This window comes from Actinomadura sp. SCN-SB, from assembly GCF_043906805.1.
GTDB lineage: Bacteria > Actinomycetota > Actinomycetes > Streptosporangiales > Streptosporangiaceae > Spirillospora.
The window spans coordinates 178,131-200,359 of record NZ_JBIMPP010000003.1 but is presented as its reverse complement, the minus strand read 5'-3'; the positions used below and the strand labels follow the sequence as shown (position 1 = coordinate 200,359).

Below are 22,229 nucleotides of genomic sequence, written 5' to 3'. Positions count from 1 at the left end.
TCCCGCTAGTCCCACACCCGGGAGAGCAGCCAGGTGTCGGACGCGGTGTCGTGCCGCAGCTCGTACACCCCGATCTCCTGTTCCGGCGTGGCCTCGACCCGCCAGAACTCCCGTTCCCCGGTGACCTCGGCCTCCGGCTGCTGCTCGCGCCACCAGTCCCGGGTGGTGACCCAGTGCTCCAGTACGCGCCGTACGCTGTAGAGCCGCCCCCGCCAGACGAACCGGACCGGGCGCCCGTCGGTCACCCAGACGTCCACCGGATCGCCGAACACGCGCGTCATCTGCCTCCCCCGCCTTGAGTCGTATGGCTCACCGCACAGGGGAAGGCATGCGGCCTGTCTCGAACATACGTTCGCAAGAAAGTCTAGGGAAGCCGACCTTCGTAAGCAAGGCGGGAGATTCCCCCCAGTTCTCGATGTTCGCCACAAAAGCGCAGGTCAGCGGCGTACCGGAGATCCCTCACCGGCCGCGGCCACCCCGGCGGCGGCCCGTCGATCCAGGGATCCTCGGGGCGAACCACGCCGATCCAGGACTGACGCTAAGGTTTGTGGACGATGATGACGCACACGGGCGCGGAATCCGGGGCGCTGAGGCCGGAGGACCCGCGCGAACTCGGTGACTACCGCCTGCTCTCCCGGATCGGCCGGGGCGGCATGGGCACGGTGTTCCTGGGTGAGAGCTCCTCGGGCCGCCGCGTCGCGGTCAAGGTCATCAACCGTGAGCTGGCCAGCGAGGAGACGTTCCGCGAGCGGTTCCGCCGCGAGGTGACCGCCGCCCGCCAGGTGCGCCGGTTCTGCACGGCGCCGGTCCTGGACGCCGAGCTGGACACCGAGCCGCTGTTCGTCGTCACCGAGTACATCGAGGGGCCGAGCCTGGAGGCCGCGGTCGCCGAACGTGGCCCCCTCCCGGGCTCGGACCTGGAGGGCCTGGCGGTCGGGGTGGCCACGGCGCTGGCCGCCATCCACGGCGCCGGCATCGTGCACCGCGACCTCAAGCCCGCCAACGTGCTGCTGTCCACGACCGGCCCGCGCGTGATCGACTTCGGGATCGCGCGGGCGCTGGACGCCGCCGACGGCCCCACCCGTACCGGGCAGTTCGTCGGCACCCCCAACTACCTGCCGCCCGAGCTGCTGCGCGGCGAGCCGGTCACGCCCGCCTCCGACGTGTTCTCCTGGGGCTGCGTGGTCACCTACGCCGGGACGGGACGCGCCCCGTTCGCCGGGCGCACCGTCCCGGAGATCTTCTACCGGGTGGCGCACGACGAGCCCAGGCTGGACGGGCTGGACCCCGGCCTGCGCGACCTGGTGGCCGCCGCCCTGGACAAGGACCCGCGCAAGCGCCCGTCGGTCCAGGAACTGCTGGCCCGGCTGGTCGGGCACACGCGTCCCGACGACCTGGACCGGATCACCGAGACCGTCCAGGCGAGCTGGCACGGCCCGGGGCCGGGCGCCGTCGCGCCGCCGACCGCGCCCCGGTCGCACTCGGCGCCGCCGCCGACGCAGCCCGTGGGCTACCAGTACACCGCCTTCGGCGGCGAGGACACCCGCAGCGACACCCCGTCCGGGCCGATGGTCCCGCCGGAGCCGCGGCGGCCCTCCGGCGGCGGTCGCGGGGGCCGCCTCCCGGCGAAGGCCCTGATCATCGGCGGCGCGGCGGCCGCCGTCCTGCTGCTGGCCGCCGCCGTGCTGTACCCGCTGCTCGGCGGGGACGGGCCGCCGGAGAAGCTGGCCACCGCGTTCGCCGACGACTTCTCCGACGACGACTCCGGCTGGGGCGGCGGGAGCGTCTTCACGGGCCAGTACGGCTACCTCGACAAGAAGTACCGCCTGGAGACCTCCATCGTCGACGCGGGACGCGACCGCTGGGTCCCCAAGCGGCAGGCCAACGACATCCCCAAGCGGATCCTGGTCAGCGCGACCGCCACCGTCGCGCGCGCCGCCCCCGACGGCCGGTACGGGCTGCTCTGCCGTGCCAACGACAACAGGGGCCAGATCTTCAAATACCTGTTCCTGGTCCGCACCGACGGCAAGGGCGTGCTCCTGCGCAAGGTCAACGGCGATCAGGGCAACAAGGAACTGGACAGCGCCGACACGGTGCCCGGCCTGAAGCCGGGCGGCGCCAACCGGCTCCAGATCGCCTGCGAACCGCAGGAGAACGACGCGCAGGTCAGGCTGCGGATGTGGGTCAACGGCTCGCTGGTCCTCGACCACACCGACACCGACCGGCCGCTGCCGCACGGCTGGGCCGGGCTGGTCATCGAGCGCGGCGGGAACGCCGCCCAGCAGACCGTCGTCGACTTCGACGACTTCGACATGTCGAAGATCCTCGACTGAGGGGCGCTCAGTCCGGCACCGGCAGGTAGCCGTCCATCCAGCGGGCCAGCTCGCCGAAGACCTGGTCGCGGACCGGCTTGGCGGACAGCACCAGGTCATGGACCCCGCCCTCGATCCGGACGAGCGTGACATGCCGCCCCAGCCGCGGCGCCCAGCGCGCCATGTGCTCCACGTCCAGGACGGCGTCGGCGCTGCTCAGGTCGGCGACCCCCGGCTTGGGCCGGACGCTGCGGTCCGACGACATCACCAGCACGGGAACGTCGATGTCCAGCCCGGCGTGCAGGCGGAGCTGCCCGCGCCGCACGGCCGCCAGCCACGCGGCCCGCACCGGGAAGCCCAGCAGCGGCTTCCACTCCAGGTCGAAGTCCCACTCGCCGTCGTGCTCGCGGTGGATGCTGCGCACGTACAGGTCGGACACCCCGGCGGGCAGCCGGGCCGTGGGGAACCGCCGTCCCAGCGCCCTCGCCAGGCCGGCGCCCAGCTTCCGCATCACCAGCGGCTCGTTGATGTCCAGGAACGGGCTGTTCAGGAACAGCCCGTCCACCAGGCCCCGGCCGCCGACCCGGTCCGCCCACAGCGCGGCGACCAGGCCGCCGGTGGAGTGGGCGTTGACCAGCAGGACGTCGTGCCCGTCCACCTCCCGCGCGATCCGCACCGCCTCGTCGATCTCCGGGAAGTACTCGGTGAGGCTGCGCACGAAGTTGGGGGTCTGGTGCGGGCGCAGCGAACGCCCGTACTTGCGCAGGTCGAGGGCGTAGAAGTCGAAGCCGTGCTCCACGTAGAAGTCGGCCAGGTGCTTCTGGAAGAAGTAATCGACGAAGCCGTGCACGTACAGCACCGCGCGCCGGCAGGGATCGGTCGCCCGCCGCCGGACGAGCGTGGCGACGACCTCGCCCTCCTCGTCCTCGCCCAGCGGCAGTTCGATCGCCTCGTACCCGTCCCCGAGCACATCGGTGGTCACTTCGATGACTCTGTCGGTCACCCCGGGGACTCTAGCCGATCAGGCCGCTCGCGGTCTCGGTGAGACCGGGCGGCGCCGTCTCGGGCGACCCGGCCTGGAACGGGGGCCGCGGGTCGTACTCCAGCGCCAGCTGGCGTCAACGTTCAGTGATCACACGGAGGATTCGCGGGCCGGCCTGCCGGTACAACCGGTACGGGTGTGGTCGCACTCCGTGACCGCCCTTATCGCATGGCCAGTGGGCCACGGCCCCATGGCTCCGGAACGGAGACGACGATGTCATCGACCTCGCAGGTGACGCGGCCCCCGGCGACCGTCAGCGGCCCGGGCGCCCTGCCGGTGACCCTGATGGTCAACGGCTCGGCCAAGGTGGCCGATCTGGAGCCGCGGGTGAGCCTGCTCGACGCGCTGCGCGACCACCTGGACCTGACCGGGACCAAGAAGGGGTGCGACGCGGGCACGTGCGGCGCCTGCACGGTGTGGGTGGACGGCCGCCGGGTGCTGGCCTGCCTGACCCTGGCGATCTCCTGCGAGGGGCGGGAGGTCACCACGATCGAGGGCCTGGCCGGTCCGGACGGCGAGCTGCACCCGATGCAGCGGGCCTTCATCGAGCACGACGCCTTCCAATGCGGCTACTGCACGCCAGGGCAGATCATGTCGGCGGTCGCGCTGCTGGAGGAGGGCAACGCCGAGGACGACGCGGCGATCGCCGAGTACATGAGCGGCAACCTCTGCCGCTGTGCCGCGTACCCGAACATCCGCGAGGCGATCCGGGATGTGCGCGATCGATCCAGGGGAGACGGCCATGCGGCCTCTTAGTTACGTGCGGGCCATGGCCGTCGAGGACGCGGTGGAGCGGGTGAGCGGCGACCCGGCCGGCGCGTTCCTGGCCGGGGGCACCACGGAGATCGACCTGATCCGGTTCGGGCTGGCCGAGCCCGACCTGCTGGTCGACATCAACGACCTGCCGCTGAGCGGCATCGAGGACCTGCCCGGCGGCGGCCTGCGGATCGGCGCGCTGGCGCGGATGAGCGACGTCGCCAGGGACGGCGCGGTCGCCCGCCGCTACCCGGCCGTCTCCCAAGCGCTGCTGCTCGGCGCGTCCCAGCAGTTGCGGAACATGGCGTCGATGGGCGGCAACCTGTGCCAGCGGACGCGCTGCCCGTATTTCGGGGACGGCATCTCGCCCTGCAACAAGCGCACCCCCGGCACCGGTTGCTCGGCGCTTGAGGGCATCAACCGCAACCACGCCATCCTGGGAACGAGCCCGCACTGCATCGCCACGCACCCGTCGGACGTCGCCGTGGCGCTCACCGCCTTCGACGCGGTGGTCCACACGATGGGCCGGGACGGCGACCGGCGCATCCCGATCGACGACTTCTTCCTGCTGCCCGGCGACACCCCGCACATCGAGCACGCGCTCAACCACGGCGAGCTCATCACCGCGATCGAGATACCCGCGGCGCCGGTGGCGGCGCGCTCCCTCTACCTGAAGTACCGCGACCGGCAGTCCTACGAGTTCGCCCTGGTGTCGGTGTGCGCCGCGCTGCGCGTGGCGGACGGGACGATCGGCGAGGTCCGGCTCGCCCTCGGCGGCGTCGGCACCAAGCCGTGGCGCGCCCGCCGCGCGGAGGAACGGCTGCGCGGCGCCGCCCCCACCACGGAGTCCTTCGCCGAGGCGGCCGACGCCGAGCTCGCCGCCGCGTCGGTACGCCGGCACAACGCGTTCAAGGCGGAGTTCGCGCGGCGCGCCATCGTCCGGGCGCTGAACCAGGTCATGGGCTCGACGAACGGAGGCCGGGCATGAGCATCGCGACCACGGCGACCGGCACCGGCACGGTGCTCGGCAAGCCGCACGACCGGGTCGACGGGCACCTGAAGGTCACCGGGACCGCCCGCTACACCACCGAGATCGACCTGCCCGGCCTGGTGCACGCCCTCATCGTCGGCGCCACGATCCCCAGCGGCCGGGTGGTCGGGATCGACGTCCGCGCCGCCCTCGCGCAGGAGGGCGTGCTGGCCGTCCTCACCCACCGCGACATCGGCAAGATCGCCGCGCAGCCGCGCCTGTTGCCGTCCCTCGCCGGCGGGCCCTCCCCCGGCGAGAGCTTCTTCCCGATGCAGGACGAGAAGGTGCATTACGCGGGCCAGCCCATCGCCATCGTCGTCGCCGACACCCAGGAGCGCATGCGGTACGCGGCGTCGCTGGTGAAGGTGACCTACGAGGCGGACGAGTCGGTCACCACCCTCGAGGAGGGCCGCGACGCCGCCTACGAGCCCGAGCGGCTGTTCGGCGGGCTGATGCCCGCCCGCGACGAGCGCGGAGACGTCGAGGCCGGGCTCGCCGCCGCGGACGTGCGGGTCGACGTGGCGCACCGGCTCGCCGCCAACAACCACAACCCGATCGAACCGTCCGCCACCACGGCGTGCTGGGACGACGGGAAGCTGACGCTCTACGACTCGACGATGAGCGTCCGGTCGACGCAGCTCACCGTGGCGCACCTGCTCGGGCTGCCGCTCGCGAACGTCCGCGTCATCACCCGCTTCGTCGGCGGCGCCTTCGGCTCCAAGGCGATGACCTGGCCGCACGTGACGCTCGCCGCGATGGCCGCCCGCAAGGTGGGCCGCCCGGTGCGGCTGTCGCTCACCCGCGCGCAGACGTTCACCTCCCACGGCCACCGGGAGGAGCAGGAGCAGCGGATGACGCTGGGCGCGACGCGGGACGGGCGGCTGACCGCCATGCGGCACCACAAGCTGTCGGTCGGGTCGCCGTTCGACGACTGGGCGGAGCCCGCGACGGGCGTGTCGTCGCAGATGTACGCGTGCGAGAACTACCAGGGCCTCCACAGGCTGATCCGCGGCAACACCATGACCCCGACCTTCACCCGGGGACCGGGCGAGACGCTGGGCGTGTTCACCCTGGAGACGGCCATGGACGAACTCGCCTACGAACTCGGGATGGATCCGGTCGAGCTGCGGCTCCTCAACCACACCGGCGTCGACCAGCGGGGCAACCCGTGGTCCAGCGACGGCCTGGCGGACTGCATCCGGCGGGGCGCGGACCTGATCGGCTGGGGCACCCGTGACCCGCGGCCGCGCGTCCGCCGCGACGGCCACTGGCTGCTCGGCACCGGCATGGCCGCGGCCGGGTATCCGGTGGCGTTCTTCATGCCCACCCAGCACGCCCGCGCCCGCCTCTACGCGGACGGCAGCGCCACCGTGGCGACCGGCACCCCGGAGTTCGGCACCGGCGTCATGACGATCATGGCGCAGATCTGCGCGGACGTCCTCGGCCTGTCGGTGCGTTCGGTACGGCCCGAGATCGGCGACACCGACCTGCCCAACACCTCCGCCCCGGTCGGCTCGTCCGGCGCGTTCATGATCAGCTCGGCCGTCCACGCCGCCGTCACCAACCTGCGCGACAAGCTGGTGCGCATGGCGGTCGCCGACGAGGAGTCCCCGCTGCACGGCGTCGACCCCGCGTCGGTACGGATCGCCGACGGCGGCATGACGCTCCCCGAGCAGCCGGGCATCTCGGAGACCTACAGCGAGCTGATGCAGCGGCACCGCCTGGCCGACGTCGAGGCGCTGGGAAGCTGGACGCCGCCGTCCCCGGAGACCCCGCACGGCCTGCTCACCTTCGGCGCCCAGTTCGCGGAGGTCGCCGTCGACCCCGACCTGGGGCTGACCCGGGTGCGCCGGATGGCCGGCGTCTTCGCGCCCGGTCACGTCCTCAACCCGAAGCTGGCCCGCAGCCAGCTCATGGGCGGCATGCTGTGGGGCCTCGGCCAGGCGCTCATGGAAGGCAACCACATGGACCCGCGCCAGGGCCGCTGGGCCGCGAGCAACCTGGCCGAGTACCTCGTCCCGGTCAACGCCGACGCGCCCGAGGTGACCGTCGACTTCGTCGAGGTCGACGACGAGCTGGTCGGCCCCCTGGGCGCCAAGGGGGTCGGCGAGATCGGCCAGGTGGGCGCGGCCGCCGCGATCGCCAACGCCGTCTACCACGCGACCGGTCACCGGGTGCGGCAACTGCCCATCACCCCGGAGAGCATCATGGACCCGCCCGGCGCATGACCGGCGCCCCGTCCCGGCCCGGCGCCACGCGGCCGGACGGCCTGAGGGCCCCGCTTCCGGACCGCCCGGCACTGGTCCGCCCCGGGGCACCCGCCGAACCGGGGGAACGGCGCCGCGCCCGGCACGACCGGTTCGCCGAGCAGCCGGGCCTGGGCGTCGCCGGGCTCCTGCTGGTCGTCCCCTCGGCCGTCCTGCTCGCCGCCGCCGTCGGCGGCCCGGAGGGGTCGCTGCTGGTGCTCGCCCCGCTGATCACCTTCTCCCTGCCCATCGTGGCGATGGTCGCGTTCTGGTGGGAAGACTGGCCCGGGTCCCGCCTGCGCAAACCCTGGGCCGGGATCGTCGACACCGTCCTCATCGCCATCGCGGCGGTCCTGCTCACCATCGCCGGTCAGGCGATCATCGGCCACGCCAACCCACGCGCCGTCTTCGACCCGGCCCCGGGCCCGGACCACGCGCCGACCTTCCCCGGCACCCTGCCGCTCGCGGCCCCCGCCTTCGTCGCGATGCTCCAGCTCACCCTCGTCTGCGAAGGATGGCCGCTCCGGCGCCTACCCAGGATCGCGGGCGGCGCCACCGCCCTGGCGGTCTCCTGGGCCGTGGCGGTGATCCTCTACCTCACCCTCGGCACGCCCGCCTTCGGCGCGTACCTGGTCCTGGTGGGGCTCTGGCAGGTATGGATCTTCGTGGTGTGGCGAGGATGGCCGTTCGCCCGGATCACCCGCCGCTGGATCCGCATCCCAACGGCCAACCTCGTCGTCCTCTCCGGCGCCTGGCCGACCTACCTGGCGGCCCGCTCCGTCGCCGACCCTCCGCTCATCCAGGCGTGGGCGGGCATGGCGATCGCGGCCGGCCTGATCGTCGGCATGCTGTTCCAAGGCTGGGCACAGCGGTTCCTGTCGCCCCCATGGGAACGCGCCGTGACCTTGGCCGCCACCATCGCCCTCGCCGCCGCCCTCTACGCCATCACCGCCGCCATAGCCGGCGCCATCGACTTCAAGCGCGTGCAACCCGAGGAATGGATCGGCCACGTCGGCCTCAACGCCCTGGGCCTCGCCGTGATCTCCCACGTCGCCATAGGCCACCGCTGGCCCTTCCACGCGCCCATTCATTCGTAGCGGCGCACCACGTGCCCCGCCGAAGCGCAATTGTCCCCATTCGGCCCACCGGAACCGCCCGGGAAATGCGATGCTCTGGGAATCGCCTATGGACGGAGGAGAACGTTGGTGGACGGTTCCGGAGATCAGCCGAAGATCGACACGACGGTGCCGCATGTGGCGCGGATCTGGAATTACTGGCTGGGCGGCAAGGACAACTACGAGGTAGACCAGCAGGTCGGCGACGAGATCACGCGGATGCTGCCGACAGTGCCCGTGCTCGCGCGGGCGTCGCGGCAGTTCCTCAATCGGGCGGTCTCCCACCTGGCCGGGGAGGCCGGGGTCCGGCAGTTCCTCGACGTCGGCACGGGCCTGCCCACCGTCGACAACACCCATGAGGTCGCGCAGCGCCTCGCGCCCGACGCCAGGATCGTGTACGTCGACAATGACCCGCTGGTCCTCGTGCACGCCCAGGCGATGCTCACCAGCACCGAGGAGGGGGCGTGCGACTACATCGACGCCGACCTGCGGAATCCTGAGTACATACTGGAGAACGCGGCGCGCACCCTGGATTTCGACCGGCCGGTCGCGTTGATGCTGATGGGCATTTTGGAGTTCATCACCGACGACGAGGAGGCGTACCGGATCGTGGACCACCTGGTCGGCGCGCTGGCCCCTGGAAGCTACCTGGTGATGTACGACGGGACGAACGTCATTCACGGGGAGGCGTCGGACCGGATCGTGGAGGTGTGGAACGAGTCCGGGAACGCGCCGCTCGTCCTGCGCTCTCCCGAGCAGATCGCCCGGTTCTTCAAGGGGCTGGACTTCCTGGAGCCGGGCCTGGTCCCGGTCAGCCAGTGGCGCCCGGACCCGAATCCCTTCGGCGAGCCCGAGGCGGTCGACGCCTACGGCGCGGTCGGCCGCAAGCCGTAGGACGACGCCCCGCCTACGCGCCGTCCTCCAGGTCTCCCTCCAGTTCCAGATAGGTCGCCTGGAGGCGGCGCAGGACGTCCGGGTCGGGCTCGGCCCACAGTTCCCGGTCCGCCGCCTCAAGGAGGCGTTCGGTGATGCCGCGCAGCGCCCACGGGTTCGACTGCTCCATGAACGAGCGGGTCTCCTCGTCGAACACGTACTCCTCGGCGAGCCTCTGGTACATCCAGTCGTCCACCACACCGGCGGTCGCGTCATAGCCGAACAGGTAGTCCACCGTCGCGGCCAGCTCGAACGCGCCCTTGTAGCCGTGCCTGCGCATGGCGGCGATCCAGCGGGGGTTGACCACGCGCGCGCGGAAGACGCGGTGGGTCTCCTCGGCGAGGGTGCGGGTCTTCACCTGGTCCGGTAGCGCGGAGTCGCCGATGTAGGCGGCGGGGCTCGTCCCGGTGAGGGAACGGACCATGGCGACCATGCCGCCGTGGTACTGGAAGTAGTCGTCGGAGTCGACGATGTCGTGCTCGCGGGTGTCCTGGTTCTTGGCGGCGACCGCGATACGGCGGAACGCGTTCTCCATGTCGGCGCGCGCCTCACGCCCGTCCAGGCCGCGTCCGTAGGCGTAGCCGCCCCACACCGCGTACACCTCGGCCAGGTCACGGTCGTCACGCCAATTGCGGGCGTCGATCAGCGGCAGCAGGCCCGCCCCGTACGCGCCGGGCTTGGACCCGAAGATCCGGGACGTGGCGCGCCGCCAGTCGCCGTGCGCGGCGTGGTCCTGGAGGGCGTGCCGCCGCAGATGGTTGGCGTCGGCCGGCTCGTCCAGCCCGGCGACCGCGCTGATCGCGTCGTCGAGGAGCGCGATGACGTGTGGGAACGCGTCCCGGAAGAAGCCGGAGACGCGGAGCGTGACGTCGATGCGCGGCCGTCCCAGCTCCGCCGCCGGGACGATCTCGAAGCCGGTGACGCGGCGGGACGCGTCGTCCCAGACGGGACGGCACCCGATCAGCGCGAGCACTTCGGCGATGTCGTCGCCCTGGGTGCGCATCGCGGACGTCCCCCACACGGTGAGGCCCACACTGGACGGGTACTCGCCGGTGTCGGCCAGATGCCGCGCGATCAGCGAGTCGGCCAGCGCGACGCCCACCTCCCAGGCGTTGCGGGACGGGATCGCCTTCGGATCGACCGAGTAGAAGTTGCGGCCGGTGGGGAGCACGTTGACCAGGCCGCGGGTGGGTGAGCCCGACGGCCCGGACGGTATGTGCCCGCCGTCCAGGGCGTGCAGGACGGCGGTGATCTCACCCGCCGTGGCGTTCAGCCGCGGCACCAGCTCCGACGCCCCGAACTCCAGCAGGCGCACCACATCGGGCACCTCGCGGCCCAGCACCGTGTCGCAGACGGCCTTGGCGGCGCCGAGGTCCCATCCCGCCTCCTCCATGCCCTGGACGAGCGTCCGCGCGGTGCGTTCCAGCAGGTCGATCACGTCGGACGCGGTGCGGGACGGGCCGTCGCCCAGCCCCGGTACGGGATGCTCCAGCGGGCGGCCGGGGTCGTCCAGAAGGCGCCGCTCGTCCAGGCCGTGCTCGGCGGCGAGGGCGGCGCGCAGGCCGGGCATCGCCCCCGCGACCCCGCCCCACACCTGCGACGCGCGCAGCACCGCCAGGACGAGGTTGACGCGCGCCTCCCCCTCCGGGTGCCGTCCGAGGACGTGCAGGCCGTCGCGGATCTGCACGTCCTTGATCTCGCACAGGTACCCGTCGATGTGCAGGACGAAGTCATCGAACTCGGCCTCGCCGGGCATCTCGTCCTGGCGCAGGTCGTGGTGCAGTTGCGCGGCCTGCACCAGCGTCCAGATCTGCGCCCGGACGGCGGGCAGCTTGTCCGGGTCGAGATCGGCGACGGTCGCGTACTCGTCCAGGAGCTGCTCCAGTCTCGCCAGGTCGCCGTACGACTCGGCGCGGGCCATCGGCGGCACCAGATGATCGACGACGGTGGCGTGGCCGCGCCGCTTGGCCTGCGTCCCCTCGCCCGGGTCGTTCACGATGAACGGGTAGATCAACGGCAGGTCGCCCAGCGCCGCGTCCGGGGCGCACCCGTCCGACAGGCCGAGCCCCTTGCCGGGCAGCCACTCCAGCGTGCCGTGCTTGCCCAGGTGGACGACCGCGTCCGCGCCGAACCCGCGGTCGAGCCAGCGGTACGCGGCCAGGTAGTGGTGCGAGGGCGGCAGGGCGGGATCATGGTAGATCGCGACCGGGTTCTCCCCGAAGCCGCGGGGCGGCTGGATCATCAGGATCACGTTGCCGAAGCGGAGGGAGGCGAGCACGATCTCGTCCCCGTCGACGTAGAGGTCGCCCGGCGGCTCGCCCCACTGCTCCCGGACGCCCGCGCGCAGCGACCCCGGCAGGGCCTCGAACCATTCCCGGTAGTCGTCGAGCCGGACGCGGACGGGCGCCTGGCGCAGCTGTTCCTCGGTGAGCCATTCCACGTCGTGCCCCCCGGCGGCGATCAGCCGGTGGATCAGCGGGTCGCCGTCGTCGGGATCCGCCCACAGGGCGTGGTCGTCGCCCAGGTCGTACCCGGCCTCGGCCATGCGCCTCAGCAGCCGGACCGCCGACACGGGCGTGTCGAGCCCCACGGCGTTCCCGACACGCGCATGCTTGGTCGGATACGACGACAGGACGAGCGCCACCCGTTTCTCCGCGTTCGGCTTACGCCTCAGCGCGGCGTGCCGCACGGCGATTCCGGCGACCCGGTCCGCGCGTTCCTCGTCGGCGACGTAGACGGGGATCCCGTCCGGTCCGTGTTCCTTGAACGAGAACGGCACGGAGATCAGGCGGCCGTCGAATTCGGGGATCGCGACCTGCATGGCGGCGTCCATGGGGGTCAGCGCGCCGTCCGAGTCCCGCCACGCCGCCCGGCCGGAGGTCAGGCACAGCCCTTGGACGACCGGGACGTCGAGGGCGGCCAAGGCGCCGGCGTCCCAGGCGTCCTCGTCCCCGCCCGCCGCCGCGTCCGCGGCCACCGCGCCACCGGCCGCGAGCACGGTCACGACGAGCGCGTCCGCCCGTCCCAGAAGGTCGAGCAGTCCTTGGTCGGCGCCGCGAAGGGAGCCGCAGAAAACGGGCAGCGCGTTGGCCCCGTGCGCCTCGATGCGTTCGCACAGGACGTCCACGAAGGCCGTATTGCCCGACAGTTCATGGGCCCGGTAGAAGACGACCCCGACCGTCGGCCCGTCCTTCCGCGGGCGGTCGCCGTGGATTCCGTACGAGGGCATGGGCACCGGCGGGGCGAATCCCTCACCGGTCAGCAGCACGGTGTCGCTCAGGAAACGCGACAACTGCCGCAGATTCTCGACGCCGCCCTCGCGCAGGTAATCGAGCGTCTCCGCCGCCACACCCGCCGGGACGGTCGACAGGGCCATCAGCTCCGCGTCCGGATCGGCCTCCCCGCCCAGCAGGACGAGCGGGAGCCCGGTGCCCCTCAGCCGTTCCACGCCCTCGGGCCAGGTCTTGCGTCCCCCCAGCAGCCGCACGATCGCGACGTCCACGCCTTCGGTGAGCGGTCCCAGCTCATCGAGGTCGAGCCGGACGGGGTTGGCGGTCACATATCCGGAGTCCGCCGCGCGCGCGGCGAGCAGCTCGGTATCGGCCGTGGACAGCAGCAGGACACGCATCGGCAAGCCTCCCCCGGGGTCTCCACGCCCCGGCTCGGGTGACGAGGGCAACGACGACGCGGAGTCTCCTGGCTCCCGGATCGGCGCCCTGCCCCCGGCCTTCCAGCGTCACCGCCGTGGCCCTAGTCGAGGGAGGACTCCCCGGTCACAGTTGCGGGACAGCTCCGGACTCGCACCGGATTCCTCACCCGCCATCGCCCCGCCATCGTAGCCCCGCCGTCTGCGGGTAGGGCACGGGCATGTCCATGCCATCCATCCCGCCCGCGACCGAACGCCCGGTCGTCGGCTCCTACGACGACTACGCGTCCGCGCAACGGGCGGTCGACTTCCTGTCGGACGAGGGGTTCCCGGTCGAACGGACCGCGATCATCGGTTCGGACCTCAAGATGGTCGAGACCGTCCTGGGCCGCCTCACCACGCCCCGTGCCGCCATGGCCGGAGCGGGCAGCGGCGCCTGGTTCGGCCTCCTGGTCGGGCTTCTGCTCACCCTCTTCACCATCGAGCGCGGCGCCGCCGTCCCGCTGTTCCTCGGCGCGATCGTCATCGGCGCGGTGTTCGGGGCCGTGTTCGGCTTCATCGCCCACGCCCTGACCCGGGGCCGCCGGGACTTCACGTCCCGCAGCCAGATCGTCGCCTCCACCTACGACGTGGTGGCCGACGCCGAGGTGGCCGAGGACGCCAGGAACCGTCTCATCCGGCTGAACTGGCGGGAAGGCTGAACCCGGGCGCGGTGCTCATCCCGGGACGCGGGCCACGGCGATCAGGTGGCCGCTGAGCCCGCGCAGGCTCGGCTCGGTCTCGGTGGCCCTGGCCGCCCGAAGGATGATCTCCCGGGACTCTGGGTCGTCCCACCGGTCGGCGAGCTGGGGCAGCCAGCCCGCCAGCCCTTCGATCCCCACGATCTCCACCACGTCCAGGCCCGCGTCCAGGCACTCGCCGCGCAGCTCGCCGGGATGGTGGAAGTAGGCGGTGGTGAACCAGCCGGGCCGGTCGCGCTCGTTGCGGTGCCGGCCCGTGGCCAGGTCGTCCTCCACGATCCGCCGGAACTCCGGGTCGAACAGGAAACCGCGGGCCAGCCCGTCGAACAGCGACGCGAAACGTGAGATCGCGGCGGCGAAGACGGGCCCGCCGGGACGGACGGCGCGTCCCGCCTCGCGCAGGGCGGCCACGCGGTCGTCCCGTCCGGTGAGGTGGTAGAGCGGGCCGAGCAGCAGGGCGCCGTCGAACGCCGAGTCGGGAACGGGCAGGCTCCGGGCGTCCCCCAGGGACGCGGTGAGGCCCGGGGTCGCCTCCGCCAGCCGCCGGGCCGCCTCCACATGCTCGGGGACGACGTCGAACAACCGGACCCGGTGCCCGTCGGCCGCGAGCCAGGCCGCGTGCACACCGGTGCCGCCGCCGATGTCGAGAAGGTCGAGGGCCCGGCCGTCGCCCGCCAGATGGCGGCGCACGATCTCCTGGGTGCGCAGCAGCTCCAGCCGCCCGAAGCCGGAGGTGATCCGCGCTCCCTCGTCGGCCGACCGGTAGTGCCGGATGATCTCGGGCGGGGTCTCGGGCATGCCGTGCTCAGTCCTTCCGTCCGGTGGCCGCCACGGTCACCGCCAGGCCGATCATCATGAGCCCGCCGGTGCCGCCGACCACGGACAGACGGCGCGGGGACCGTGCGAACCACTGACGCGCGGTGGCGGCGGCCAGGCCCCACACGCTGTCGCACAGCAGCGCGATCAGGCAGAAGATCAGGCCGAACGTCATCATCTGCAGCGGCACGTGGCCGCGCGACGGGTCGGCGAACTGCGGCAGCACCGCCGCGAAGAACACCAGCGTCTTGGGGTTGGTCACACCGACCACGAACCCCTGCCACAGCTCGCGTCTCCCGGTCGCGCGGGACGCGGCGCCCAGCTCGTCCAGCGCGCCCTCCAGGGAACGGCGGTGCCGGAACGCCTGGACGCCCAGGTAGCACAGGTACGCGGCACCGGCCAGCTTGAGGACCGTGAACAGCAGCGCGGAACGCTCGATGACCGACCCGACCCCGAGCCCCACCGCCACGACCGCCACCAGCGCGCCGAGCGCGTTGCCGGCGACGCTGGTCAGCGCCGTCCGGCGGCCGTGCGCCAGGGCCCGGCCGACCACGAAGAGGACGCTCGGGCCGGGGATCACGATGATCACCAGGGCGATCGCCGAGAAGCCCAGCACCTGCTCGATCGAGACCATCCCCGCACTGTAGGCGCGACGGGACGCGGCTCGCATCGCATTATCCGGGCCATGACCAGGCCCGACCCCGTTGTCATGCCTCCGGCGAGGCGGCGCCCCCATCGACGAAGGACGCGGCGAGGTCGAGCAGCGTGCGGTCGGTGCCGCGGGGGCCGACCGCGCACAGGCCGATCGGGAGCGCGTCCACCGGCGCCATGGGCATCACCACGGCGGGCAGCCCGGCGATCGAGGACAGGCTGGTCAGGCGTAGCGTCGTGAAGCGGTACTTCTCCATCGCGGCGCGTTCCAGGCCCACGAGCGGCGCCGGGGCGGTCGCGGCCGGCAGGAGGAGCACCGTGCCCGGCTCAAGCGCCGCGTACAGCACGCCGCGCGCCTCGTCCAGAAGGGCCTCGGAGGTCTCGCGGTCGCGCGGGTCCAGGTCGCGGCCGAGCGCGAACCGCGCCATCACGCCCTCGCCCAGCGAACCGGGATGCGCCTCGATCCACGCGCCGTGCGCCTTCCACGCCTGCGCGGCCTGGACGGCACGGAACGCCGGGAACCACGTCTCCAGGCGTCCGCCGAGCAGCGACTCCACACGCCGTATTTGGGGGCCGTCCGTTCCGGCGCGGCGCTCGGCCAGCGTGCGGGCGGCCTCCTCGAAGGACGCCCGGGTCGCGGGTTCGGCCAGCTCCAGCACGTCCTCGGCGATCAGGAAGGTGCGGACGGGCTCGACCTCGGCGGGCGGGAGAAGCACGTCGCCCGCCCGCCGGAGCAGCCCGGCGTCACGGGCGAACCAGCCCACCGTGTCGAACGAGGACGCCAGCGGCTGCAACCCCTCCGTGGACACCACACCATGCGTGGGACGCAACCCGAACAGCCGGCAGTGCGAGGCCGGGACACGGACCGAACCCGCGGTGTCCGTGCCCAGCCCGAGGTCGGCGGCACCCAGCGCGACCGCCGACGCGGGACCGTTGCTGGAACCCCCGGTGATACGGCCCGGCGCCGCGGGATTGGGCGGGGTGCCGTAGTGCTTGTTCGTGCCGTTCAGGCTGAAGGCGAGCTCATCGGTCTGCGCGATCCCCGTGATGTCCGCGCCGGCGTCCAGGAGCGCCTGCACCGCCCAGGCGTTGCGTTCCTGGACGGGCGCCTCCGCGAGCCAGTCGGGATTGCCCGCGCCGATCCGCTGCCCCGCGACCGCGTAGAGATCCTTGACGGCGACCCTGATCCCGGCGAGCGGCCCGCTGCCGGAGCCGCGCACCAGAGGATCCCCTTTCACCCTCCAGACCGGGCCGGGAACCTGCTCGGCCGCGGACTCACCCTTATGTCCATCCACGATCAAGCACCGTACAAGGCGGCCTGGACCTTGGGCGAGGGAGGACTCAGGCGAGCGCCGTCCACGTCCCCTCACGCCACACCATGAGGTCGCGGGTCAGCAGGTGACCTGGTGGGACGTCCCATGCCGGGTCGTCGTCCTCGTCCCGGTCCTCGGACCACACCCGCTCGACGGCCCAGCGCAGCTTGTCCAGGCCGTCGGGGTGGGCCGTGCCGGACGCGACGAACACGTCCCTGGCGGGCGCCGCCACCACCAGATCGCCCTCCACGTCCTGAGCCAGCTTCTCCAGGAACCCGTCGTCCAGGATCAGCCCCGCCTCAAGCCCGGCCACCGCACCGGCCTCCGGCGCCGGGGAGGCGGGGCCGAGCGAGACCGTCACGGCGCGGGCGTCCGGGTACCAGCTCATCCGCAGGTCGGGACGCAGATTGCGAAGGTTCACCGTCGCGAGGCGGCGCAGGTCCCCGGGGTCGATCCCCAGCTCCGCGCAATGCCTGCGGGCGACGTGCTCGTACCGCCGTCCCCCAAGCTCGGGACGCAGCGACCCCGCCGGCTCCAGCGCGTAGGTGACGTACAGGTCGCCCGCGAACGGTTCGCGGATCGGCTCCTCCTCCGCCGGCAGCGGGAACTCCAACTGCACCTCCGCCGGCACCCGTGCCTTCATCAGCGGGACGATGAGACTGGTCCGCGGCTCGGTCACGGCACGATCCTCCTGAGGCCGGTGAGGTTCCGAGCGGATCACACTACCGGCCCGCGCACCTCCGGCGGCGGGTCATCCGCCGGCGGGCGGGACCACCGGCAGGCCCCGGGGCGCGCCGCGCTCGATCAGCCGCCAGATCGCCTCGGTGTCCAGATGCTCCTCGACCAGGTCGCCGAGCGCGTCCAGCGCCTCCTCGCGCAACGCCGAGAACGCGACGTCCGGAGCGGGGGTGAAGTCCCGTCCCGCCAGGCGCGCCACGTCGGCCAGGAAGGCGCGGCGGAAACCGTCGTTCTCCATCGCCCCATGCCAGGCGGTCCCCCACACCGCGCCCACGCGGCACCCGTCCAGGAACGGCTTCCCGCCCTCCACCTCCACGATCCCGTGATGGATCTCGTACGCGGTGACCGGCTCCCCGTAGGCCCGTCCGCTCGGGCGCCCCAGCGTCTTCTCGCCCTCGAACACCACCCTGGCGGGCAGCAGCCCGAGCCCTTCGACGCTCCCTTCCCCCGACTCGTATCCGTCCTCGATGTGCCGGGCCATCATCTGGAAACCACCACAGATCCCCAGCACCGGCCGTTTCTCGGCCACACGCCGGACGACCTCCTCCGCGATCCCCCGCTCACGCAGCCAGCGCAGATCCGCCACCGTCGCCCGGGAGCCCGGCAGCACCACCAGGTCCGCGTCGGCGAGGTCGCCCGCGTTCACCGCGTACCGCACCACGACGCCCGGTTCACAGGCCAGCGCGTCCAGGTCCGTGAAATTGGAGATCCTCGGGAACCGGACGACCGCGACCCTCAACGATTCCCGGCCATAGGGCGCGGTCGCCTCGGCACTCGGCCTTTCCAGCGCCAGCGAGTCCTCGGCGTCCAGACGCAACCCCGGTTTCCACGGAAGCACTCCGAACGTCGGCCGTCCGGTCAGCTCGGTGAGCCTCCGCACCCCGGGACGCAGCAGTTCCTCCGCGCCGCGGAACTTGTTGATGACGAATCCCGCCACCAACGCCTGATCCGCCTCGTCCAGCAGCGCCACCGTCCCGTATAGGGAGGCGAAGACACCGCCGCGGTCGATGTCCCCGACCACCACCACCGGCAATTCCGCGGCGCGCGCCAACCCCATGTTGACGATGTCCCCCGCCCGCAGATTGATCTCCGCCGGGCTCCCGGCCCCCTCGCAGATCACCACGTCGAACTCGGCCCGGAGCTCCGCGAGGCTCTCCCCCACGATCCTTCCCAGCCGCTCCTTGTGCCGCCCGTACTCCAGCGCGTCCACCTCGGCCACCGGACGTCCCAGAACGACCACCTGGCTGCGCCGGTCGCTCCCAGGCTTGAGCAGCACGGGATTCATGACCGCCCGCGCCTCGACCCCCGCCGCCTGGGCCTGCATGTACTGGGCCCGGCCGATCTCGGCGCCGTCCGCGGTCACCATCGAATTGAGCGACATGTTCTGCGCCTTGAACGGCGCCACCTTCACTCCGCGCCGCGCAAGCCATCGGCACAACCCCGCCGCCACAACGCTCTTGCCCGCGTCGGACGTCGTCCCGGCGACCAGAAGCCCGCCGCTCACCGCCTCACGCCGATCACCAACGCAGCCAGCCCGGCCACCCCCGCCGAAAGCCGGACCGCTTTCCGCACGTCCCTCACCTCGGGCGCCCGGCCGTCCCCCATCTCGTCCCGCCGTTCCGTTATCCCACCGTAGGAATTGACACCCCCGAGCCTCACTCCGAGCGCACCCGCGAAGGCGGCCTCGCACCTCCCCGCGTTAGGACTCGGATGCCGCCCGCCGTCCCTCACCAAAACCCTGAGCGCGTCCGGCGCCCTGCGTCCCGCGGCGATGACCGCGAGCACCCCGGTCACCCGCGCGGGCACCCAATTGAGCACGTCATCCAGCCGGGCCGCCGCCCACCCGAACCTCTCGTACCGTTCACTCCTGTAACCCACCATGGCATCCAGCGTGTTGGCCGCCCGATAAGCCAACAACCCCGGCACGCCCCCTACCAGCCCCCAGAACAACGGAGCCACCACCGCATCGGACGTGTTCTCCGCCACCGATTCCACGGTCGCCCGAGCCAATTCATCCACCCCAAGCCCGGCCGGATCCCGCGCACAGAGATGCGAAAGCAGCTCCCTCCCCCTCTCAACGTCCCCCTCCTCCAGGACCCGCGCCATCCTCAACCCCTCCCGCCCCAAAGAGGTCCCACCCAGAACGGCCCACGTAGCCAGCGCGGTACTCGCAACCCGCCAACCAGCCCGGCCCCGCGTCCAACGCTCCACCAGCACCCCGGCCCCCGCCGCACCCCCGACCAACACCCCCACATACAGGGCACCCCGCCCCCGGTCATCCCTGTAAAGCCGCCGCTCCAAAGCCTTCGCCACCTGGCCGAAAGCGGCCACCGGATGCCCCCTCCGCGGATCCCCGAACACCACGTCCAAGGCCATCCCCAGCAGCAACCCCACCCGCGAGCCCCGCATCCAACCCCTCCCCACCCGAGCCACGACGGGCCTCCGGTACGCAACAGCCCAAACCGCCCCGCCCAAGGCGGGCATCACGCCCCAGAACATACCGGCGCCCCACGCCCCGCCCGGCTACCCTCAAGGCCACTGCCAGGGCCATCTCCCAGATACGCCCGTGCGAAGACCACGGGTCGCGCTCTACACTCAGGGCCCAGCAGGCGCCCATAGCTCAGCCGGACAGAGCATCGGTCTTCTAAACCGACGGTCGGGGGTTCGAATCCCTCTGGGCGCGCCCTCCCCACCCAGCAAACCCCTAGAGCTGGGCAAACACGGGTCCACCCGGTGATCGCGCACGCAGCCGAACGCCACCGCGAGCAGCCACATGGACCCGTTACACGGAATGATCTTGCGGCATGACCCCAGGCAAGATCAGCGAGACCATGAAGCAGGGGGCCGCCAGGTCGTGGCCCTGGAGGTCTTCGAGCGCATCGCCGACGGCCTCAACATGCCCGACACCGCCTGTATGACTTCGGGACTGGCACCACGGCGGCGCCTGAGCGCGTCAGCCGTCGCCGTCCCTCGGGCGCGCACACACCGAGCCACCGACCGAACCGGAGGACACCAAGAGCATCCCGGCCAGTGAGGGAGAGCTGGACGCCGCCGGTGACATCTCCCGCTTGACCCGGTGGCTCACCGCCAGCGACACCGCGGACGAGACGATCGAAGGACTTGCGCGATCGACCTCATCCCTGGCCACCGCGCATACGCAGGTGCCGGCGAAGCGGCTTCCCCCGCAAGTGCTGCATCTTCACCGCCGCATACAGGGCCTCTTGGAGAAGTGCCGCCCGCGTCCGCGGCACACCCGCGAGCTTCTCCGCATCGACGCCGATCTCCTCGCACACGCAACCGTGATCTTCGGCGACATCGAGAGCACACCGCACGCCTGGACTCCTGGATCGAGCAGGTCCGCGCCGATGCGAGGGTGGCCGGCCCTGCCGCTCGTGCGCCGAGGGCCTGCTCATCGACCACGACGCCGCCGGGTTCGCCCTGCCCTCCAGCAACGGCCCCTGCGGAGGCGTCATCAGCAAAATCAAGCTCCTCAGGCAGCAATGTACGGCCGAGCCGGCCTGCCACCACTCCGCAAACGGATACTTCTGGCGTGACACCACCCGTCACCACGGGGATCTTGGAAGCCCCTGAGCGGACACCTCCGCCTCAGACAGTCCGGTATCAACGCGGCGATCTGGGACGCCGATCAGTGTGATCCCCGGCAGTAGGAGTTGGCGGGACGCTTGCCCTTGTCGCCAGGCAGCGCGGACTGGGCGAATCGATAGGCGATCCGCGCGGTCTCCTGGACGTACTGGTTGACCTCGGTCTGGGGAAGGCCGGAGTAGGCGGTCGTGGTGGTGAGCGCGATCTCCCGGCCGGGCAGGGTGATGACCCCCGAGTCGTGGGAGACGTCGGCGAGCTCACCGGTCTTGTTCGCCAGGTGCTCGCGCGGGATCACAGCCCCGTACTTGGTGTTGACGAGCTGGCCGCGCATCAGGTCCAGGATGTAGTCGCTGGACGATCGGGACACCAGCGTTCCCTTCCACAACTCCGTGATGAGTTCGGTGACCTCGCTGGCGGTGATGTAGTTCTCCTGCAGCGGCGGCGCGGCGGGGTGGATCATCTTGCGGCCCAGCCACAGGCTCTCGTAACCGGCGGCGGCCAGGAACGAGTTGACGACGCCGAACCCTCCGGCCACGTCGATCAGGACGTTCGTGGCGGTGTTGTCGGAAACCTGCACCATCAGGCGCATCAGCTCGTCAACGGTGATGTCGAGTGGGAACTCGCGGTCGCGCAGGGTGCCCGAGCCACCCACGATGTTGCTCGACCCCGCCGGAATGTGCACGGACGTGTCCAGATCGAGCAAACCGCGGTCGACCTTGTCCATCAGCGTGACCAGCAGCCCCAGCTTGATGACGCTGGCGGCCTTGACCCGTTCGTCGCCGCCCGCCTCCAGGCTCGCGCCGCAGTAGCGTCCGGAAAGGTCGGTGGCCGCGACCGACAAGGTGATCCCTGTGTCAGCGGCGTCGGCGACAACGGCTTGCAGGTCAGTGCGCAACTGCCGCCAGGCACGTTCCTGCGGCGGGTCGGCGGCGGCCGGTGCCGCGAGGGAGATGACGAGCGTCCCGGCGAGGGCGGCGACGGAGAGGCTGTGGCGCATGTGATTCCTGCTCTCGTGACGGAAATGTGAGGTTACGAGAGCACTTCATCGCTCTGAGGTTACGGTCGTGTTTCCAGGGATGACCTGCTCAGTTTCACCATGTTTCAGCCCGATGCGGAGTGGTCTCGCCGGGGGACGGGCCCTAACACCGGGACCGTGAACCGCACGCTTCCGGTCACGGTGGACTCGCGCTCACCCGCGCCCGGCCATAACAGCGGGATCGGCGCGCCCGAGGAGCCGGGGTCGCCATCGAAGTCCTGGCGGCTCAGGGCGCGTGCCCGCCCGAAGCCC

The 22,229-nt window shown here is 71.8% G+C and carries 17 protein-coding genes, 1 tRNA gene and 1 riboswitch; of the genes, 8 read left to right on the top strand and 10 right to left on the bottom strand.

What is annotated here, in order from left to right:
* Positions 1-5: 5 nt before the first annotated feature.
* On the bottom strand, positions 6-281 hold the full coding sequence (locus tag ACGWYJ_RS03435) for a DUF6504 family protein (RefSeq protein WP_285699649.1): 276 nt from the start codon (positions 279-281) through the stop codon (positions 6-8).
* 273 nt (positions 282-554) lie between these two features.
* Here ACGWYJ_RS03435 and ACGWYJ_RS03430 point away from each other — a divergent pair, with 273 nt between their 5' ends.
* Positions 555-2,333 carry a serine/threonine-protein kinase gene (locus ACGWYJ_RS03430; RefSeq protein WP_395104041.1) on the top strand — a complete coding sequence of 593 codons (1,779 nt, stop codon included), beginning with the start codon at positions 555-557 and terminating at the stop codon, positions 2,331-2,333.
* Between the two features lie 7 nt (positions 2,334-2,340).
* Here ACGWYJ_RS03430 and ACGWYJ_RS03425 read toward each other — a convergent pair whose 3' ends face one another.
* Entirely contained in the window at positions 2,341-3,315 is a 975-nt protein-coding gene (locus ACGWYJ_RS03425) for an alpha/beta hydrolase (protein WP_395104040.1), read from the bottom strand.
* Between the two features lie 252 nt (positions 3,316-3,567).
* Here ACGWYJ_RS03425 and ACGWYJ_RS03420 point away from each other — a divergent pair, with 252 nt between their 5' ends.
* The 5 genes from ACGWYJ_RS03420 (at position 3,568) to ACGWYJ_RS03400 (ending at position 9,395) form a co-directional block, all read left to right on the top strand.
* Positions 3,568-4,110: a (2Fe-2S)-binding protein gene (locus ACGWYJ_RS03420; RefSeq protein WP_395104039.1), complete on the top strand. Its 543-nt coding sequence runs from the start codon at positions 3,568-3,570 to the stop codon at positions 4,108-4,110.
* Positions 4,097-5,098, top strand: coding sequence for an FAD binding domain-containing protein (locus tag ACGWYJ_RS03415; RefSeq protein ID WP_395104038.1), 1,002 nt, complete (start codon positions 4,097-4,099; stop codon positions 5,096-5,098). The genes ACGWYJ_RS03420 and ACGWYJ_RS03415 overlap by 14 nt, the downstream gene beginning before the upstream one ends.
* A complete protein-coding gene (locus ACGWYJ_RS03410; RefSeq protein WP_395104037.1) occupies positions 5,095-7,368 on the top strand; it encodes a xanthine dehydrogenase family protein molybdopterin-binding subunit in 2,274 nt (757 codons plus the stop codon). The genes ACGWYJ_RS03415 and ACGWYJ_RS03410 overlap by 4 nt, the downstream gene beginning before the upstream one ends.
* Positions 7,365-8,483 (top strand): hypothetical protein, encoded by a 1,119-nt coding sequence (locus ACGWYJ_RS03405; protein WP_395104036.1) that lies wholly within the window; start codon positions 7,365-7,367, stop codon positions 8,481-8,483. Before ACGWYJ_RS03410 ends, ACGWYJ_RS03405 begins: the two co-directional genes overlap by 4 nt.
* A gap of 105 nt (positions 8,484-8,588) precedes the next feature.
* Positions 8,589-9,395, top strand: a complete 807-nt coding sequence (locus ACGWYJ_RS03400; protein WP_395104035.1) for an SAM-dependent methyltransferase — start codon at positions 8,589-8,591, stop codon at positions 9,393-9,395.
* A gap of 13 nt (positions 9,396-9,408) precedes the next feature.
* Here ACGWYJ_RS03400 and cobN read toward each other — a convergent pair whose 3' ends face one another.
* Positions 9,409-13,062: a cobaltochelatase subunit CobN gene (gene cobN / locus ACGWYJ_RS03395; protein WP_395104033.1), complete on the bottom strand. Its 3,654-nt coding sequence runs from the start codon at positions 13,060-13,062 to the stop codon at positions 9,409-9,411.
* A 61-nt stretch (positions 13,063-13,123) separates the two neighbouring features.
* Positions 13,124-13,249, bottom strand: a riboswitch (cobalamin riboswitch).
* 52 nt (positions 13,250-13,301) lie between these two features.
* Here cobN and ACGWYJ_RS03390 point away from each other — a divergent pair.
* Positions 13,302-13,781, top strand: a complete 480-nt coding sequence (locus ACGWYJ_RS03390; protein WP_395104032.1) for a general stress protein — start codon at positions 13,302-13,304, stop codon at positions 13,779-13,781.
* A gap of 15 nt (positions 13,782-13,796) precedes the next feature.
* Here the strand turns inward: ACGWYJ_RS03390 and ACGWYJ_RS03385 are convergent, their stop codons facing one another.
* The 6 genes from ACGWYJ_RS03385 to ACGWYJ_RS03360 all read right to left on the bottom strand — a co-directional run bounded on the left by ACGWYJ_RS03385 (position 13,797) and on the right by ACGWYJ_RS03360 (position 19,714).
* Entirely contained in the window at positions 13,797-14,618 is an 822-nt protein-coding gene (locus ACGWYJ_RS03385) for a class I SAM-dependent methyltransferase (RefSeq protein WP_395104031.1), read from the bottom strand.
* 7 nt (positions 14,619-14,625) lie between these two features.
* Positions 14,626-15,270: a LysE family translocator gene (locus tag ACGWYJ_RS03380; protein WP_395104030.1), complete on the bottom strand. Its 645-nt coding sequence runs from the start codon at positions 15,268-15,270 to the stop codon at positions 14,626-14,628.
* Between the two features lie 73 nt (positions 15,271-15,343).
* Positions 15,344-16,507, bottom strand: coding sequence for an amidase (locus tag ACGWYJ_RS03375; RefSeq protein WP_395104029.1), 1,164 nt, complete (start codon positions 16,505-16,507; stop codon positions 15,344-15,346).
* Between the two features lie 121 nt (positions 16,508-16,628).
* Complete coding sequence (locus tag ACGWYJ_RS03370; RefSeq protein ID WP_395104027.1) at positions 16,629-17,279, bottom strand: DUF1444 domain-containing protein; 651 nt, start codon at positions 17,277-17,279, stop codon at positions 16,629-16,631.
* A 72-nt stretch (positions 17,280-17,351) separates the two neighbouring features.
* On the bottom strand, positions 17,352-18,842 hold the full coding sequence (locus tag ACGWYJ_RS03365) for a cobyric acid synthase (RefSeq protein ID WP_395104026.1): 1,491 nt from the start codon (positions 18,840-18,842) through the stop codon (positions 17,352-17,354).
* Positions 18,839-19,714 (bottom strand): cobalamin biosynthesis protein, encoded by an 876-nt coding sequence (locus ACGWYJ_RS03360; protein ID WP_395104081.1) that lies wholly within the window; start codon positions 19,712-19,714, stop codon positions 18,839-18,841. The genes ACGWYJ_RS03365 and ACGWYJ_RS03360 overlap by 4 nt, the downstream gene beginning before the upstream one ends.
* A 233-nt stretch (positions 19,715-19,947) precedes the next feature.
* Between ACGWYJ_RS03360 and ACGWYJ_RS03355 the strand changes: the two genes are divergently transcribed.
* Positions 19,948-20,021 (top strand) — tRNA-Arg (locus ACGWYJ_RS03355).
* 963 nt (positions 20,022-20,984) lie between these two features.
* Here the strand turns inward: ACGWYJ_RS03355 and ACGWYJ_RS03350 are convergent.
* On the bottom strand, positions 20,985-21,938 hold the full coding sequence (locus ACGWYJ_RS03350) for a serine hydrolase (protein ID WP_395104025.1): 954 nt from the start codon (positions 21,936-21,938) through the stop codon (positions 20,985-20,987).
* Positions 21,939-22,229 lie beyond the last annotated feature (291 nt).

Bases quoted from the DNA above. Each gene is read 5' to 3' on its own strand.
- ACGWYJ_RS03390 (WP_395104032.1), top strand. From the start codon at position 13,302: ATGTCCATGCCATCCATCCCGCCCGCGACCGAACGCCCGGTCGTCGGC.
- ACGWYJ_RS03435 (WP_285699649.1), bottom strand. From the start codon at position 281: ATGACGCGCGTGTTCGGCGATCCGGTGGACGTCTGGGTGACCGACGGG.
- ACGWYJ_RS03430 (WP_395104041.1), top strand. From the start codon at position 555: ATGATGACGCACACGGGCGCGGAATCCGGGGCGCTGAGGCCGGAGGAC.
- ACGWYJ_RS03360 (WP_395104081.1), bottom strand. From the start codon at position 19,714: ATGGCCTTGGACGTGGTGTTCGGGGATCCGCGGAGGGGGCATCCGGTG.
- ACGWYJ_RS03405 (WP_395104036.1), top strand. From the start codon at position 7,365: ATGACCGGCGCCCCGTCCCGGCCCGGCGCCACGCGGCCGGACGGCCTG.
- ACGWYJ_RS03410 (WP_395104037.1), top strand. From the start codon at position 5,095: ATGAGCATCGCGACCACGGCGACCGGCACCGGCACGGTGCTCGGCAAG.
- ACGWYJ_RS03350 (WP_395104025.1), bottom strand. From the start codon at position 21,938: ATGCGCCACAGCCTCTCCGTCGCCGCCCTCGCCGGGACGCTCGTCATC.
- ACGWYJ_RS03385 (WP_395104031.1), bottom strand. From the start codon at position 14,618: ATGCCCGAGACCCCGCCCGAGATCATCCGGCACTACCGGTCGGCCGAC.
- ACGWYJ_RS03420 (WP_395104039.1), top strand. From the start codon at position 3,568: ATGTCATCGACCTCGCAGGTGACGCGGCCCCCGGCGACCGTCAGCGGC.
- ACGWYJ_RS03415 (WP_395104038.1), top strand. From the start codon at position 4,097: ATGCGGCCTCTTAGTTACGTGCGGGCCATGGCCGTCGAGGACGCGGTG.
- ACGWYJ_RS03380 (WP_395104030.1), bottom strand. From the start codon at position 15,270: ATGGTCTCGATCGAGCAGGTGCTGGGCTTCTCGGCGATCGCCCTGGTG.
- cobN (WP_395104033.1), bottom strand. From the start codon at position 13,062: ATGCGTGTCCTGCTGCTGTCCACGGCCGATACCGAGCTGCTCGCCGCG.